General features: G+C 45.2%; 15 protein-coding genes. 3 read left to right on the forward strand and 12 right to left on the reverse strand.

What is annotated here, in order from left to right; genetic code table 11:
- Window positions 1-14: 14 nt before the first annotated feature.
- Complete coding sequence (locus tag DW033_RS13350) at window positions 15-1,817, forward strand: DUF5107 domain-containing protein (protein ID WP_122382829.1); 1,803 nt, start codon at window positions 15-17, stop codon at window positions 1,815-1,817.
- A 14-nt stretch (window positions 1,818-1,831) separates the two neighbouring features.
- On the opposite strand, the gene DW033_RS13355 is transcribed toward DW033_RS13350, so the two are convergent.
- On the reverse strand, window positions 1,832-2,410 hold the full coding sequence (locus DW033_RS13355) for an RNA polymerase sigma-70 factor (protein ID WP_005858137.1): 579 nt from the start codon (window positions 2,408-2,410) through the stop codon (window positions 1,832-1,834).
- A 188-nt stretch (window positions 2,411-2,598) separates the two neighbouring features.
- Between DW033_RS13355 and DW033_RS13360 the strand changes: the two genes are divergently transcribed.
- Entirely contained in the window at window positions 2,599-4,698 is a 2,100-nt protein-coding gene (locus tag DW033_RS13360; RefSeq protein ID WP_034527038.1) for a DNA topoisomerase 3, read from the forward strand.
- 3 nt (window positions 4,699-4,701) lie between these two features.
- The gene (locus tag DW033_RS13365; RefSeq protein WP_122382830.1) at window positions 4,702-5,193 is read left to right on the forward strand and encodes an NUDIX domain-containing protein; all 492 of its coding nucleotides are present in this window, start codon (window positions 4,702-4,704) and stop codon (window positions 5,191-5,193) included.
- A gap of 343 nt (window positions 5,194-5,536) precedes the next feature.
- Here DW033_RS13365 and DW033_RS13370 read toward each other — a convergent pair whose 3' ends face one another.
- The 11 genes from DW033_RS13370 to DW033_RS13415 form a co-directional block, all read right to left on the reverse strand.
- The gene (locus DW033_RS13370; RefSeq protein ID WP_122382831.1) at window positions 5,537-6,919 is read right to left on the reverse strand and encodes a DUF1080 domain-containing protein; all 1,383 of its coding nucleotides are present in this window, start codon (window positions 6,917-6,919) and stop codon (window positions 5,537-5,539) included.
- 149 nt (window positions 6,920-7,068) lie between these two features.
- Window positions 7,069-8,724 (reverse strand): DUF6377 domain-containing protein, encoded by a 1,656-nt coding sequence (locus DW033_RS13375; protein ID WP_122382832.1) that lies wholly within the window; start codon window positions 8,722-8,724, stop codon window positions 7,069-7,071.
- A gap of 113 nt (window positions 8,725-8,837) precedes the next feature.
- On the reverse strand, window positions 8,838-10,226 hold the full coding sequence (glmM, locus tag DW033_RS13380; RefSeq protein ID WP_005858149.1) for a phosphoglucosamine mutase: 1,389 nt from the start codon (window positions 10,224-10,226) through the stop codon (window positions 8,838-8,840).
- Window positions 10,223-10,795, reverse strand: a complete 573-nt coding sequence (locus DW033_RS13385) for a DUF4827 domain-containing protein (RefSeq protein ID WP_048927791.1) — start codon at window positions 10,793-10,795, stop codon at window positions 10,223-10,225. The genes glmM and DW033_RS13385 overlap by 4 nt, the downstream gene beginning before the upstream one ends.
- Window positions 10,796-10,847: 52 nt before the next feature.
- Complete coding sequence (locus DW033_RS13390; RefSeq protein ID WP_005866290.1) at window positions 10,848-11,897, reverse strand: bifunctional oligoribonuclease/PAP phosphatase NrnA; 1,050 nt, start codon at window positions 11,895-11,897, stop codon at window positions 10,848-10,850.
- Window positions 11,898-11,934: 37 nt separating this feature from the next.
- Window positions 11,935-13,221: a ComEC/Rec2 family competence protein gene (locus DW033_RS13395; protein WP_036610526.1), complete on the reverse strand. Its 1,287-nt coding sequence runs from the start codon at window positions 13,219-13,221 to the stop codon at window positions 11,935-11,937.
- Between the two features lie 32 nt (window positions 13,222-13,253).
- Window positions 13,254-13,904, reverse strand: coding sequence for a ribulose-phosphate 3-epimerase (gene rpe / locus DW033_RS13400; protein WP_057325936.1), 651 nt, complete (start codon window positions 13,902-13,904; stop codon window positions 13,254-13,256).
- Window positions 13,905-13,982: 78 nt separating this feature from the next.
- Complete coding sequence (locus DW033_RS24675) at window positions 13,983-14,156, reverse strand: hypothetical protein (protein ID WP_005858156.1); 174 nt, start codon at window positions 14,154-14,156, stop codon at window positions 13,983-13,985.
- A gap of 75 nt (window positions 14,157-14,231) precedes the next feature.
- On the reverse strand, window positions 14,232-14,825 hold the full coding sequence (locus tag DW033_RS13405; protein WP_008774229.1) for an RNA polymerase sigma factor: 594 nt from the start codon (window positions 14,823-14,825) through the stop codon (window positions 14,232-14,234).
- 205 nt (window positions 14,826-15,030) lie between these two features.
- Window positions 15,031-16,641, reverse strand: coding sequence for an OmpP1/FadL family transporter (locus DW033_RS13410; RefSeq protein ID WP_005866281.1), 1,611 nt, complete (start codon window positions 16,639-16,641; stop codon window positions 15,031-15,033).
- 30 nt (window positions 16,642-16,671) lie between these two features.
- Window positions 16,672-17,961, reverse strand: coding sequence for a hypothetical protein (locus DW033_RS13415; protein WP_005866279.1), 1,290 nt, complete (start codon window positions 17,959-17,961; stop codon window positions 16,672-16,674).
- Between the last annotated feature and the right edge of the window lie 43 nt (window positions 17,962-18,004).

An 18,004-nucleotide genomic window follows, 5' to 3' on the forward strand; every position in this document is an offset into this window, starting at 1 on the left:
ATAGCAGGAAAGACATGAAAGCATATCGTTTAATCCTATCACTCATGGCAAGCGTAGCCGCAGGGCCGGCCTTCTCGCAGACAACAGGTGTTGTTTGCGAGGAGTTCGACCAGATACAGCTGACGCACGTATTGACGCCCACCGGCCCGCTACCGACCGCCTTGGACCCGAATGGCGTATACCCCTATATGAGTTATAGCGAGACCTCAAATCGTCCGGTACCTAAAAGGTACCGGATGATCTCGCTAGAGAACGAGAAAGTCAAGGCTATCATCTGCCCCGATCTTTGCGGGAAAGTAATATCCCTCACTCACAAGGAGAGCGGCAAGGAGGTCTTGTACAGACCGGACGTAATCAAATACACACGGATATTACCCCGTTTCTATTTCGTGGCCGGGGGGATCGAGGTCAGTTTCCCGATCTCCCACTCTCCCACGCAAAATGAGCCGGTGCTTTATCAGATCGATCATACGGGAGACCGCACATATGTAACATGCGGAGAACGGGAATCTCATTACGGTATGCAATGGTCTGTAGAATATTCCTTAGGAGATAAGGACGAATGCCTTACCCAAAGGGTTGTTTACTACAACCCGGGAAAGCAAGCCTATCCATGGATGTCATGGTCCAACGCCGCCCTTCCTTGCGCACCGGATACCCAATACGATTTCCCGAACGGGACCGTATTATCCCATGCCTCCACGTTGGACACGATCGACTGGAAAACCGAAGGAACCCATCATGAACGGGATATCAAAGAGATGACCGGCTACTTCTGGAAAACGAAAGACGTGAATGCTTTCGGGGCCTACACTCCCTCCTTGGGCAGCGGGCTCTATCATATCGCCGACGAATCCAGTACGCCCGGTATCAAGCTATGGAGTTATGGCGTAGCCGGCGACAAGGAATGGTCCATGCTCAGTACCCCCGACCGGCAGCCTTACGTAGAAATCCAAGGTGGCCCGATCAGCGACCAGTCCATCAAGCTAGAATTGCGTCCCGGCGAGAAAAAGAATCACGTAGAATATTGGATACCGACAGATCATCCTTTGGATATCTATTCTTTAAAGGTTCCGGCATTAAGGCTTCGCCCGATCGATCGCATCCCGCTATTCGACTGGGCCCGGAAGAATGAATCTTCCATCTGGATCGCCTTAGCCGATGCCTATAAGAATAAGTCCACGCTTCCCGCCGCCCCCTATCCGGAAGACGGGCAGTGGGCTCCATCCGGCATGGAAGATCTGGACGATGCTTTTCGTTGGGCGATCCAAATATCTCCCCGGCCGGAACGGGATTATTGGCAATTCCACTATGGGACTTGGTTGGCTGGAAGAGAACGTGTAGAGGAGGCGATCGAACAACTATCCATCCCGGATATCGATCTGGCAAAAGCTTTATTGGCAAGGCTATATGTTCGTCGGCAGGCGTGGGAAAAGGCGAGAGATACTTACGCCGCTATCCCCGAGACCTCGTGGTTGAACCTACATCCCCAGTTGGTTATCGAGCGGGATAAAGTATTAAAGAAGTTTGGAACAGAGGCTTTACCGGAACGGGAAAAATGTTTGGATAAGATAAACGCGTCCTCTGATGAATGGGTGGTCGAGCGAAAGGTACAGCTACTGATTGATAAGAAGCAATATCAAGAAGCCAAGGATTTATTACTATCCACCCATTTCCAGAAAGTGCATCAAACTTACACCCGTACGGGACTTTGGGAACAGATCAACGAAGGCTTGAGCCTCTCCCCTCAACCTGTACCGGAACAACTCGGCGAGGATCGCTTAGCCCGGTTCGGTGCCTATCGGGAATATGAATAAAGGGAGGTGTGTTTTTAGAGCAGTAGCTTCATATAAGTCTCCGCATATTTAGCCAGAAACGCCCGGATCACTTTCAAGGCCGTAGAGATATGTTGTTGTACCGTATATACCGAGATACCCAAACTGTCGGCTATCTCCTTATGGGATTTCATATCTTTACGGCTCATATCAAAAACCCTTTTTTGTTGTGGGGTCAACGTTTCAAGCGCCTTATCCAACAATGCGTTTAAATCCGTATCCAATACCGAGTCCTCCGTCTCGTTCGTGCTATCCAATGAGGCGGACCGTATCTTATCCCTCAGCTCCAACTCACGATCCAGTCCCGCCAACAGGTTTAAGATCCGATTTTTCACGATCGTATACACATACGGGCCAAAAGGTACATTCGGGTTCAAGAAACGGCGATTCTGCCAAATAGAGGCGAAAGCATCCTGAAAAACATCTTCCGCCATATCCCGGGATTTAAGGAATTTCAAGGAAAACCACATCAAGCGATCCTTATACAGGGCATATAATTCACAAAAGGCCGACTCGTCCCCTTCTAGCAAGTCCGCCACAAGCCTTCTTTCTTTCTCTGAATCAATGTCTGCCATTCGACTTATTCTCCCACTTCGATTACATAGGTTCAAATGTATGCAAAATTCCCAAAGGTAAAAACAAATTGAACCAAAATCAGCAACTCCATCATACAGCTTTATAAACTCGCGATAACAAACATCTTTGCTCATTCGGAAATAATCATGTATTTTTGTCTGTTCATTTAAGAAAGGATGATGTATTGATGAAAGTTTGTATCGCCGAAAAGCCGAGTGTGGCCCGGGAAATTGCGGAAGTATTAGGGGCAACCCAACGAATGAATGGGTATATCGAAGGAAACGGATATCAGGTAACTTGGACATTCGGGCATTTGTGTACCCTGAAAGAACCGCATGAATACGCGGAGAACTGGAAACGCTGGAGTCTGGGGTCACTACCTATGATCCCTCCCCGGTTCGGTATCAAACTAATCGAGAATCCTACGTATGAGCAACAATTCAAGGTAATCGAGAGCCTGATGCAAAATGCCGAGATGGTCATTAACTGCGGTGATGCCGGCCAAGAGGGAGAGCTGATCCAACGCTGGGTCATGCAAAAGGCAGGTTGTAAATGCCCGGTCTACCGCCTTTGGATCTCCTCGCTTACGGAGGAGGCGATCCGGGAAGGTTTCCAAAAACTCAAAGAACAGACGGAATTCAATAAGTTATATGAGGCCGGGCTATCCCGTGCCATCGGCGACTGGTTGCTGGGGATGAACGCCACCCGCCTTTATACCTTGCGCTACGGGCAGAACCGGCAGGTATTATCGATCGGCCGTGTGCAAACCCCGACGCTCGCCTTGATCGTAAACCGGCAAGCCGAGATCGACAATTTCAAGCCGGAACCCTATTGGGAATTAAAGACCATTTACAGGAATACGACTTTCTCCGCCACGAAAGGTAAGTTCACGAAGAAAGAGGAAGGCGAGGCTTTTCTGGAGAAGGTAAAGGAACAGGATTTTACTGTAACCAGTATCACCGAGAAGAAAGGGAAGGAATTCGCCCCCCGCCTATTCGACTTGACCTCGTTGCAGGTGGAATGTAATAAGAAATTTGCGTTTACGGCGGACGATACCCTAAAGCTGATCCAATCGCTCTACGAGAAGAAGGTGACAACCTACCCGCGTGTCGACACGACTTTCCTTAGTGATGATATCTATCCGAAAGTTCCCAATACCTTGAAAGGGTTGGTGGATTATACGGAGCTTACCGCTCCTTTGATGAATCAGAAATTGCCGAAGAGCAAGAAAGTGTTTGATAACTCGAAGGTTACCGATCACCATGCGATCATCCCTACCGGAGTCCCCGCCCGCAATCTTACGGATACGGAACGGAAGGTGTACGATTTGGTAGCCCGTCGTTTTATCGCTGCCTTTTATCCGGATTGCGAGATATCGACCACTACGGTCTTGGGTCAAGTGGATAAGGTGGAATTCAAGGTAACCGGAAAGCAAATCCTCAAACCGGGTTGGCGTGTCGTATTCGGAGCCGAGCAGAAAGATCCGGAGGCTGAACCTACCGAGGAAGAAGGCGTATTGCCCGATTTCGTGAAAGGAGAAAGCGGCCCGCATAAACCGATCTTGAAAGAGACTTGGACCCAGCCTCCGAAACCCTATACGGAAGCAACTTTATTGCGGGCGATGGAAACCGCCGGTAAATTAGTGGATAATGACGAGCTGCGGGATGCCTTAAAGGAAAACGGTATCGGCCGCCCTTCTACCCGTGCGGCGATCATCGAGACCTTGTTCAAGCGTAATTATATACGGAAGGAGCGCAAGAATCTTTATCCCACCGCTACCGGTGCGGAATTGATCGGCACGATCCATGAAGAACTGCTGAAAAGCGCAGAGTTGACGGGGCTTTGGGAAAAGAAACTACGCCAGATTGAACGAGGGACTTATGAGGCCCGTACTTTTCTGGATGAGTTGAAGCAGATGGTAAACGAGGTCGTCATAAACGTCCTTTCCGACCAAACCCGGCGAACGATCACGATTGAGGATACGTCTAAAGCAGCTAAAGAAACTCCCAAAGACGAACCCAAGGAGAAAAAGGAAAAGAAACCTCGTAAGCCTCGTGCCAAGAAAGAGAAAGAGAAAGCAGAGGCTACTCCTGAATTGGAGCTTCCATCAACGGATAAGCCCGTTTGCCCCATCTGTCACAAAGGCTCTATCCTCCGGGGCAAAACCGCTTATGGTTGCTCCGAATACAAGAACGGATGTACGTTCCGCTTGGATTACGCTACGTATGGAAATAATTTAACGGATGAGGAGTTAGGTACGGTTATCAGTAAATTAAAGTCTATTTAAAATATGAGAACAGAATGGTTTCCTCTGGTAAACGAGGAAGGTGAGACGATCGGAAAGGCTACTCGCAAGGAATGTCATAGCGGAAGTAAGTTGCTACATCCCGTAATCCATTTACATATCTTTAATAAGGATGGAGATCTATATCTACAAAAACGTTCCATGAACAAGGATATACAACCGGGAAAATGGGACACGGCCGTAGGTGGGCATATTGATTATGGAGAAAGCGTGGAAGAGGCCCTGCGCCGTGAGGTTCGTGAGGAATTGGGCATTACCGATTTCACGCCTGTCTTCATCAAACGTTATATATTCGAGTCTTCCATAGAGAAGGAATTGGTAAACAGCTTCCGGACCACTTACGATGGCCCCATCACCCCTGATCCCGAGGAACTGGACGGAGGACGTTTCTGGCCGATCGAGGAGATCAAGGAGAATCTGGGGAAAGGCGTATTCACGCCGAATTTCGAAAAGGAATTCACCGCTATTTTCCTATAAGATAAAAACGCTACACTTTGGCTAGAATAGTTATTCAAGAGCCTGTTCATTCTTCGTAAGATACTGTTACATTCTACAAAGCACGGCGTGAATCGTACAGACCACGACGTGAACTGCACAAACCATGCTGTGGTATGTACAGTTCACGCCGTGGTTTGTAGAATGTAACTATATATGATTATCTTTATATATAGTAAATAAAATGTTTTGTCCTATAGTAATCGACCTATTATATTATAACTGTAACTCCATATGTATCTTACCTCGAAACCTAACAATCTTTGCCTAAAGCACTAATACCTCTACCTTAAATCTAATGTTTGTTCAGACCTTAAAACTAATCTTATATATTAATGTGTGGTTTATACATATCTTGCGCCGTCAAACCGCATTCCTTTTTCATACGGATGCAATAATCGAGCGTTCCTACCTCCGGCGTGATATTGTTGGAACCGAACGTGAACTTTACACCCGCGGCTTTCGCTTTCTGAATGATCGCTTTATTCGGAATATGATAAAGCTCGTTTATCTCCAAAGCCTTTCCACTTTTTGCCAAGGCATTCACGAAACGGTCGATACGCTCTTCTGTCCAAAACATATCATATCGGTCACTCATCGCATCGGGAAGGAAACAGGAATTCACGTACATATCGACCGGCTCTTCCAAGACAGAACAGATACGGTCCAACATCATATCCATATATGCTTGCTCATCATCGATAATCACTTCCTTGTTTACCCATAGGTGCGTACGCCGCCCCTTATGATCCAGAAACGTCATGGCATCGGTAAACACATAGTCGAAGCTGTTGCGGGCCGCCTCCGAAAAGGTGGTTACCCACTCACGTCCTTCCGCTTGCATAGCCAAGATAAAGGGTTGGGTACGCATGGTATCCAGATAATTATACAACTCCGTATCGTTCGTGATCGAGAAGCCGACGCCACAATTGATAGCCAAGCCATAATTAACACCCGTCTGGCGTGACTGCCGTGCGGCTACTTCCTTCGTCAATCCACCTTTTAAATGAACATGATAATCAAGCACGGGGAAGTCCTCTTGGTGCAAACGAATAATCTCGTCCGTCTGCTCATCCACGGCATTCGCCCATTGAGCGGGAATGTCTATTCCTTTCGCGCTAAACGCCTCTAAAGAGATATTCTTAAACTGAAGATTTCCACGTCCCGTACCCACCAGCGAGATAGTACCTTGGGATAACAATGCTTTAGCGTTCTCCTTCAAACGGAAAGGTTTGGAAGGCTCTATATATTCTACGACAGTCTCACCATTAATCCGCACCCGGACAAGCCGTCCTTCTACCCGGATATTCATCTTGAACCATTCGTTCTCTTTCACGAAACTCTTCGTCAGGTTCCGGACCGACACCAAGCTACCCGTCATCCGCCACCAAACCGGATCTTCCCGATCGTTGTTCAAGGCGATACGATATCCTTTACGATCCGTAGCATCCGTATGGATACCAATATAACCTTTGCCACCGGTCGTGGTACGTACATCCATATCTAACTCGAAGTTCGTATAGCCTTTGCCATCGTTCAACAAAGCACGGGCGTTGGAACCGGCCAACGTAAGGACATCATTTTGTATGACCACGACGCCGGATGTCTTCCATGCGTTGTGATCGACCGTATCGGATACGTTCTCTTTCGTAAATCCCGTGAACACCAAACAGGCGATCACGGCGGCAATCATTAATTTAATCTTCATGGCATCTCTTTTTAAAAGTTATGCCGCAAATGTATCCGGGAATAAGAAGCAAAAAGAAGATTGATATAAAAATGTAGACAGTACGATCCTCTATCCCATTAAATACAAATCAGTTAATAAAGATCACTATCCTAAAAAATGTAGATTGATTATAACGGATTCCGGTTAACCCCGATCCTCATCACCCAACCTTCAAACTCATCACGAGGCACTAACGCCTTATTACGTACCTTGGTCCGGTAGTTATAGATCGTACTCAACGAACAACGAAGAAAAGCGGCTATCCTTACGCTGTCCGTAACTCCCAACCGCATCAAGGCGAATATACGAAGTTCCTTATTCAACAGATCCTCCGATTTCAAGACGATACGTTCCTCGGGCTGCAACAAAGCGTTGAAGTCCCTGACAAACGTAGGATATAATCCAAGAAAGATTCGATCGAAGTTAACATAAAGCGCTTCCACCTCATTCTCCACCATACGGGTCGAACGGAGCATCTTGAATAACTCGTCCAACTGTTTATTCATCGCCTTTTTCTGTAGCGATTTCTGGTAATCCTCCAGTTTATTAATATAGGTGGAGCAGAGATCGAGGAAATGAGCGATGTATTCCTCCTTGATATGGTTTGACTCCGATAGCTGTATATTTCGCTCTTGCAATAAATTATTCGTCTCGCTTATCTCTCCATTCAACTTTACCAAACAGGCATTGGTATTAACCAACTCTTCTCGTATCGCTGAGATCTTCCGTATCTGCCTATACACATAGGCAAGAGAAAGGATCAGAAAGAGCGTCAATAGGCTGATCAACAAGAAATAAGTCATCAATTGCCTTTTGCCCTGAGCTTCCCGTGTCTGATAGGAAGCATTAATGATAGGATAGAATTTAGAGATCTCATTCATGCGGAACTGTATATTGCAAGTAACGGCACCTTCTATAGCTAGCTGCGCATATTTAAGGGCATTGGATAGATCACCACTTTCATAATAATTCAACGCCAGCTTTTGGATAGAACCACTATCCAAGAAGGCCCTCTTGATATCGGCGATAACCGACAAGGTATAATAGTCTCGGGCGAGATCGGTACGCCCATCCATATCATAAACATCTCCCAGCAGATAAGTGATCATCGCGAAATTCGGGTTATACCGCTCCTCTTTCTCCAATAAAGGGATGAGCACCTTCTCCGCAGACCTCGCCTGTCCGTGAGCCAGATATTTCTGCGCCAGATTTATCTTATACCGATAAGAGACCGTATCTAAGACAGACAATAACGAATCCTTGTATAAATCAAGTTGTTTCCTATATCCAAAAGAATCCAGATTCGTACTGTAATAAGAGAAAAACGAATAATAAGCCTCATAGAAATCCTGTTTCTGCTCTTTAGACAGCAACTCACGGTCTATGCTTCGCAACAGACCTTCCGACTCACGGTACATCCCGGAGAAAGCATAAAGCGTAGCCAGCCGTAAGCGGGAAGTATAGATGCGTGCCGTATCCTTCATAAATGACGCTATCTCCATATTCCGCTTTATGTAATAGATGGCCGAGTCTTGTTGTATTTTCTTGAATTCCTCGTATAATTGGTGGTTGATCTCATATTCCTGCCACAACGATATCTTGCTCAAGAGAAACATGTCCTTTAGCTGCGTGATCCGTTGCTCCCGTTGCTGAAGATAAAAAGATCTATTCAAGACAGCTTCATCCAGCTCCTTGGCCAACGTGTCCCCTCTCAGCCCTCCCCATGCGAAGGCTTGAACCATCCCGACAATTAGAAATAAGATTACCTTTATTAGTTTATTCATTACACGAACCGAGAATTATCCAAAAGAAAAGGGTTCAGTCAAATCAACAGAGTATAAATAGCTTACCTCGGCTGAAGACTGAACCCAATATTTTAAAACGCCCCGAAAGGGTGTTATTTACACATCTCGTTGATGATCTGTATTAATTGACCGCCTAATTCCTCGGCTTCCTCCATCGTATGGGCCTCAGAGTAGATACGGATGATCGGTTCCGTATTGCTTTTACGCAAATGAACCCATTTATCCGGGAAATCGATCTTTACGCCGTCGATATCCGTAATATCATATTGAGAGAACTTCTCTTTTACTTTCGCTAAGATAGCGTCCACGTCGATCTCCGGCGTTAACTGGACTTTTTGCTTGGAGATAAAATACGGAGGATAAGAAGCCTTCAACTCGCTTGTCTTCATCTTCTTCTTTGCCAGATGAGTCAGGAACAAGGCGATACCTACCAAAGCGTCGCGTCCGTAATGGCTGGCCGGATAGATCACTCCACCGTTGCCCTCACCACCGATCACTGCATTCGTAGCCTTCATCTTGGTAACCACATTTACCTCACCTACAGCGGCGGCATTATATTCGCAGCCATGAGCACGGGTAACGTCACGAAGCGCACGGCTGGAGCTCAGGTTACTTACCGTATTACCCGGAGTATGGCTTAATACGTAATCACTGACAGCGACCAAAGTGTATTCCTCGTTGAACATCTCGCCATTCTCGCAGATAATCGCCAAACGGTCTACGTCCGGATCTACTACGAAACCGACATCCGCTTTCGCATGTCCCATCAAATCGGAGATCTCTGTCAAGTTTTCCGGAATGGGTTCCGGATTATGAGAGAAGTTTCCATGAGGAGCGCAATGCAGCTTGAAGATTTCCTTCACGCCCAACGCATATAATAAATCAGGGATCACGATACCGCCTACGGAGTTCACGCAATCGATAGCTACACGGAAATTAGCGGCCTTAATAGCCTCCACGTCCACGAGATCCAGATTCAAGACGCTCTCAATATGTTTTTGCTTATAAGTCGCATTCGGGATTACCTTGCCCAAATGATCCACGTCGGCGAACTCGAAGTCCTCGGCGGCAGCTATGCGTAATACCTCAGCCCCCTCAGCGGCATTCAAGAACTCACCTTTCTCATTCAAAAGCTTCAAGGCATTCCATTGCTTCGGATTATGACTGGCGGTAAGGATAATACCTCCGCAAGCCCCTTCCATAGCTACGGCCAATTCGGTAGTAGGAGTCGTGGCCAGATCGATATCCACCACATCAAATCCCATGCCGGTAAGCGTTCCTAGGACGACTTGTTTAACCATCGGACCGGAGATACGTGCGTCACGCCCTACAACGATCTTATTGGTCTCCACTTTTGTGTTTTTTCGGATGAATGTAGCATAAGCGGCTACAAACTTAACAATAGCTAACGGATTCAATCCGTCTTCCGGGCTACCGCCTATTGTACCGCGAATACCGGAAATAGATTTAATTAGTGTCATAAGTTTTCTTCAAATATATATTCTAGAATTTCATAATATACAGGCAAGCCTTTCGACTGGTCATAATAGGTGCCCCGCTTAAAAGGAACGATAAGTTTTACTCTAGCCCGGTCTCCCACATATTGCAAAGGAGTCTGCAAACCTTCGCTTACCCATTGATAGGAAGGATCGTATGGATTACTGTTCGAATAATCGCCGTATGTGAACGGAATGGGATAAGTCCCATTGCTATGTGGGCCATAATTCTCGTACACCAAGGTATCCACCTCCAGTATGTAGTGCAATTTACAACGGTACAACATTTTCGTTTTATACTGCACCGCACGCTCACTAGAACCCTTATCTATGATATTCAAATAAACACCATTTTCTAATTTAACGAATTGATTCTCCTTGAAGATGCTATCTTTAGGAAAATCGTCTAAAATCTCAAAATCATTAGCATCGATCAAACGCTCGATTGCCTTTTTCTCATCTTTCAACATATCCGTGTACGACTTTGTCTTGCTACAAGAGATAGCAACTAATGCGGCACACAGAATCAACAGGATATTAAAACCTTTCTTCATTTGTTAGTCTTTAATTGAATGAATCGCAAATGTAAATAATCTTCGTCAAACCTTACGCATGTTTGCCTAAATCTTCTGATTTATTAGGATTAAATTCCTGTAAACCTTTCTCAAACACGGCTACGGCCTCAGATAAAGAGCCATAGAACTCACCTCCGGACGCATTTTTATGTCCACCTCCGTTGAAATAAGTAGAAGCAAACTGATTGCAAGGAAAATCGCCCACGGAGCGAAGCGATACCTTTATGTAATCGCTGTCCTCACGAATAAAGACACTAAAGCTTACGTTCTCTATGCTTAACGGCAAGTTCACGAAACCTTCCGTATCTCCAGTCTGGTACTGAAAACGATCCAGTTCCTCTTTCGATAATGTGATAAGAGCCGCCTGTTGTTCCGGATAGACCCTCATCTTCTCATACAACACATATCCCATCATACGTAAACGGCACTCGGAATAGACCTGATTCACCTTACGATAGATCAAATCCTTATCAATCCCCTTCTTGATCAATTCGCTGACGATCGTATAAATCTCCGGTTTATTCGAATTATAGGTGAACGATCCCGTATCCGTCATCATACCCGTATAGATACAAGCGGCGGCATCCCGATTCAATAAATCGAACATCCCCATACGACAAATAAAACGGAAGATCATCTCACTGGTAGAAGACATCTCCGGATACGACATCGTCACACGACAAAAATCTGCGGGGTTCAAATGATGATCAATCATCACCTTGCGGCCTTCTGAGGCGATCACCGCCGGAGCCAGTTTCTCGATACGTTTGGGTTCATTGAAATCGAGGCAGAAAATAACATCCGCTTCCTTGATCAATTTCTCGGCGAAATCCGGATATTTCTCATGTATCACGACATCCTTAGCGCCCGGCATCCATCTATAAAAAGAGGGAAATGCGTTCGGTACTACTACCGCTACATTATCCTTACCGTAAGCGGATAGGAAATGATATAAACCAAGGGATGAACCTAATGCGTCGCCGTCTGGTGAGACATGCGTCACGATAACAAAACTCTCGCCTTTCTCTACGTATTTTTTGGCTTTCTGAATCTTCTCTTCTTGAATGATTTTAGTGATCATATAATCTTTTTGTTTTCACCCCAAAGGTACGACTTTTTTAGTTTCCGGCTATCAAAAAAAGTTCAATAAGGATCTTTACTGATATTATTAACAAAAGGGTTAAGGCGGCCAACAAAACTTTTGGTTCCCGTATCTTCATATATATCAAGCATAAAACAAGAAAACCATAACCTCCTAGCATCTCAAAGAAACTAAAACGACCCGTAATCGTCGCATAAGGCAGGGCGCTGAACACGTCCACTACCCTTACCATGCCATGAACCAGCCCTTCTACGATCTTCTGTATCCAGTCATATCCACAGAAATCCACCGGATAGCCTAACCACAAAAAGGCAAAAGGAATCAAAAACATAGCCAAGAGAGTGACCGGTAGATTCGTAAACAAGAAAACTGTCGAAAATTGTCCAAAATAATAAAAACAGAGCAAAGCAGTCCCTATCTGCGCAGCTATAGACACCGTAATCCATTCCCAAGGCATGGCCAACAAAGGATTTCTCACCACTATCCATTCCTTGAAACGAGGCACTAGGAATAAAATAAAAAACACAGCCAAATAGCTTAACTGAAAACCGACATCAAACAGATAATACGGATTATAGGCCAGCATACAGAAAGCGGCAGCGGCCAATGTATTATATCCATCCGTAACACGCCTAAGCGCCCTTCCTGTTAAATATAAAGACAGCATCAAGGCGGCCCGTACCGCCGAGGGCGCTAATCCTGTGATAAAGACAAACCCCCAAAGACTTCCCACCAGAATGATATAACGAACCCAACGTCCTATCCCCCATCTTGGCATAAACGAGCAAAAGAAAGATAAGAATCCACAAATCACGGCAACATGAAAACCGCTCACCGCTAATATATGAGACACGCCCGCCAAAGAGAAGCGCCTTTTCGTTTCCCGACTCATCGCTTTCTTATATCCCAATGTCAATGTAGCCAAAATAGATTTCTCCTCATCAGACAAACGCAAACGATCAAATGTATTTACCAAAGAATATTGAGCCTTGGTAGCCAATAAATCTAAAGAAGAAGCAGGCTCATTTACAAGCGCTATACGCCGGTCACTATACCAACAGACCTCAACCGCCAAACATACAATCAAAACAGAGACTATAGCTCCCCATATCCAACGGGAATCGTATCGCAACTCCGCATGCGCTCTCCCACACGAGAAGCCCAGAAAAAGAAAAACCAAAGCAGATAAAACCCCTAAAACATATAGGAGCGAAGAGGCAGGTAAAAACGCATAGCATAAAATTCCGGTTATCCATAAAAAAAGCGGCCGTACAAAAGGCCGCTTTTGTATTTCCTCAATCATGATAGTTAGGTTTTGTGATATATTAATGTGTTCTACAAAGCTTTCAAGTCTTTAATTGTTTGTATCGGATCTGGAGATTTGAATACGAAGTTACCGGCGACTAACACATTGGCACCGGCGTCAACCAAGCGCTTCCCCGTCTCTAAATTCACCCCGCCATCTACCTCGATCATAGTACTCAATCCCTTCCGGTCTATCATTTCCCGTAAACGGGCCACCTTATCTACGGAATGCTCAATGAAGCGTTGACCACCAAATCCCGGATTCACGGACATCAATAAAACCATGTCCACATCTTGGATAATATCTTCCAATAAGCAGATGGGCGTATGCGGATTCAAGGTGACACCCGCTTTCATGCCCGTTTCCTTAATAGCCGCTACCGTCCGATGCAAATGGGTACATGCCTCATAATGCACGTTCATCATATAGGCTCCCGTAGCCGCGACCTCAGGGATAAACTTCTGGGGCTCCACGATCATCAAGTGCACATCCATCGGCTTCTGGCATATAGACTTTAATGCGTTAAGTACCGGGAAGCCAAACGAGATATTCGGCACGAATACCCCATCCATAATATCCAGATGCAACCAATCGGCGTCACTTTTATTTATCATCTCCACCTCCTTCCGCAAATCCAGAAAATTAGCGGAAAGCAGGGAAGGCGCTATCAAATGCTTCATAATCTTGTCTTTTGTTTTTACAAAAGTACACAAAAAAAGAAAGAGAACCTAATAATATAGATTCTCTTTCTGTAATTCTTAGTTCAACACATACCCGCAGAGCTCCGGACGTACAGCCGGTTCCGCTTGATAAGCCCTCGCAAACTGTTTCAAGAAATCCATCGTTTGCTTCCGAGGCGAACTTTTCGCCTCCGGGGCACTTTTCACTTTTTTCTCCAAATCATCCATGCATTGCGTAGAAAGCTTCCTCATAGGCACCTTTATTTTTATCTTGTTTGCTAATAAAACGTAGGGACCTAAGACTTATTGCATGGAAAGAAAATTATTTTACACCATAGATAGCTCGATACGGTTCTCATCGGCCATACGGCGCATATTCAAGATAGCGTAACGCATACGCCCTAAGGCCGTATTGATGCTAACCCCCGTGATATCGGCGATTTCCTTAAAACTAAGATCTTGATAGTAACGCATCTCCAACACCTCACGCTGGTTATCCGGCAAATGCTTTACCAATTTCTTCACGTCAGACAATACTTGATGGCGCACGATATTATCCTCTATCGTACCATCGCAAAGCTTGATGTTATTAAATAAGTCGATTTCTACCTCATCATTCGAGATCGTGTTCTCGCTACGTTCCTGACGGAAATTATCTATAATCAAGTTATGGGCAATACGAGTAATCCATGCCTTAAACTTGCCGTTCTCGGTATAGCGACCTTGTTTTATAGTCATGATAACCTTCACGAAGGTCTCTTGAAAGATATCCTCCGTAAGCTCTTTGTTACGTACTATGAAATAAATGTAAGAATGAATGCTACTTTTGTATCGATTTAATAAAATATCGAAAGCGGCATTATTACCTTCTGCATAAAGGACAACCAATTCCTCGTCGGTCATCATTTTTAAAGTCTTCATTACTTTCACATTTTTAGTTTATTCGAGTAATGTTTATGCTATAGGCGATGGGGTTTAACTGTTATACAATGTTATTTATGGAAGCAAAAGAACGAAAAATATTTTAAACCAACAAACATTTTATTTCAAATTATAAAAAGAATGTCCCCTGCCCGCACCTTTAACGTACGAACAGGGGACTTTACTGATCTAAAATATATGTATATTAGAACTTGTATCCCAATGTCAAAGCTACACGAGTCGTGTTTGTTTTCATCGTGGCGGGTTGGGCTTCGAGGAATGGCTTCGGATCATCTCCCGCAAACATATTAGAGAACGCATAAACATCTTCCTTATGCGTACGGAATACACAAGCCAAGTCCGTATAGAAGTTCGGGGTGAAGCGATAACCGATACCTACCGTATAATTCATGACCCCTTTATCGATCGTATAATTAGGAATCGTACCAACCGTAAAGACCTCTTTCTCTCCATTCTTCAGTTTATCCTTGATCGGACTATCGCTGTAGGCGACACCTGCTCTTACGGCAAATTGAGGAGTAACCTTTACCTCCGCACCTACACGGATCGTATTCATTGACTTGAAATTATCCGTTATATCTTGGTTAGTATACACGTTACTGCTACCATCCGTTTGATACATACGCATATTCTTATAATTCATCAACTCGTAATCAACGCTTATCAAAGCGGTCGTACCCAAGATTGCGGCGGCACTAAATATCCATTTATCCGGAGAACGGAATTCATAGTCATAATAAGCATTATTAGGAGTAGCCGCATCCAGTTTACGCTCCTTCATCTCCCCTTTATCCATAAAGGTCAGATAAGAACCGGCCTCACCATAATAACGATCTGTCATCTTATACCACGTAGGTGAATTATAAGCTACACCTAAACGAAGAAAATCAGTAGGACGAACAATGGCACCCACATTAAATGAATACCCGGTACCATCCGTATCCAAGTAATTATCTAAGTATAAATTATTGCCGTTCGTAAATTCCTCATCATACGATGACTGATATCTATAGTTCAGATCCGTAATCGCAACCGTAGCGCCAAGCATCACAAGTTCCGATATATTTATACCGAAAGCCAAGTCATATTGATCCACGGAACCTCGCTCTGAAACTTTTAATTGACCTCCTTGCAATAAATACGGACTCCATTGCCCATCCGCATCTTTATCCCCGAACGCACTATAATACTCTTTATCATTATCGTTATATGAATCCATATAACCGGCATTGTATCCTAGAATAGATAGCCAATCACCTAAGTCTTGGTTATTATAAGGGTTATAGTCTTTACCCTCCCCCAACAGTCCGCTAGGCATTCCTGCCGCACGCATGGCCACATAATCAGAAAGAGAAGTATTCAAATCACCTCCTGTAGCCATCGTATAGTTCCGGTTATAATTCTTCAAGCGATTATAAGAGAAACCAACGTTCCAGCTCACGATACCCTCATCATTCGCTGTCGGGAAATATCCTACGTAAGCGATATTATCGAAACTCACCTTCGTACGGCTGTTGTCCACCTTCGAACCAAGCCAATCGGTCTTCGCGGAGGCCGAAGACAAACTCAATGTCGTAACCACCTCCGAGCTTTTATAAATCGCCAAGCCTGCCGGGTTCGTATTCATAGCGGAAATATCACCACCTAACGCACCAAAAGCACCACCCATTCCTAAATAACGAGCCGTACCATTCAACTCCGTCTGGGAATACTTAAAGGCATCCAACTGTGACTGCGAAAAAGCGGTGCCGCCACACAGGGCAAGCACCGACATTATAATTCCTATCCTTTTCATCGTATCTCTAATTTTATCAACCTAACACTTTTACCTGCGACCACCACCGGCACGGCCACCTCCGCCACCAACAGAGCCTCCACTAGAACGACCTCCACCGAAGCTACCGGAAGAAGAACCTACCGAACTACTACGAGAAGGAGAGGAACTTCTAAATTGACTGGAAGAAGAGCGACTATTTGAGAAATCGCTACTGCTTCTGGAAGAAGAACGTGTTACCGGAGCTGAATATTGACGTCCGGAAGAAGATGCGGCTCCAGAACTACTTCTGGAAATCCTTGTTCTCGCCGAGCTATTACTTATGCCCGAGCTACTTCTTGTCGTTGCCGAATTTCTAACAGAAGAAGAGGAACGACGTCCCGCACCAGAGGAAATAGCAGATTCCCTACGGGTAGATCCCGCACGTCCATTGCTCAAGGAACTTGAAGACGAAGGTCTTGTAGTCGATCCGGAATTTCTCAAGGAAGAAGAGCCACTGCTCCGCCCACCTGTATAACCGGAACCTCTGCCACTCGCATAAGAGCGATTATCTCGATAAGAGGAACGTCCGTTTGAATAATGTCTACTTGGAGTCGAGTAGTAACCGGGATAGTAATGATGGTGATGTCCCCAATGGCCACCCCAATAGCCTCCACCCCAGCCCCAAGACGGGCCATACCATGGATCGTACCACGGACTATAATAGCCGGCATAAAAGCCTCCCCAGCCCCAGCCGAATCCCCAAGACGGGCCGTAGAAGCGAGATGAATAAGTCCACCAAGGGCTATAACTATAGAACCAAGGATCGTACCAACCTGTATACCAAGGCGAGCCCCAACCGTTGCCGACATTGATATTAAAATTCACGTTCGCGCTACCGTTCGAATAATCCGTATCATAGCCGTAACCATAATATCCGTCACTCAGATACAAATCGACTTGATCCGCTCCGGCGATCGTAATCTTACTCGGCGAATGATAACGAATGATACGTTCCGTATATTCAGTATCCGAACGACGCTCGGAAGAAGACTCATTCTCATCGCTATCCTCATAGATAACGGAATCATCCTCACGATAAGGCTCCTCCACCTCGACTGATGTATAACGACGGTTATATTCATCCACATCCCGGCTGTCTGAAGAAGCTTGGCTCTTGGCTGTAGCGACCAGGGTCCTAGACTCCTGTTTCGGCTGAACAACCTTTTTCTCTTCAACCTGTTCTTTCTTTTTCTTGTTTTTGGAAGAGAAATACACATCATCAAAGAACTCCTCCTGAGCCGCGGCACTAAATGCGATCAGAAGCATCATCACTAAAGATGTTAATTTCATGGGTTTCATATTTGTTTCTCCTCTACATTAAATAAATATTTTTCTCTTTTCA

It is taken from the genome of Parabacteroides sp. AF39-10AC, assembly GCF_003635405.1.
GTDB lineage: Bacteria > Bacteroidota > Bacteroidia > Bacteroidales > Tannerellaceae > Parabacteroides > Parabacteroides distasonis.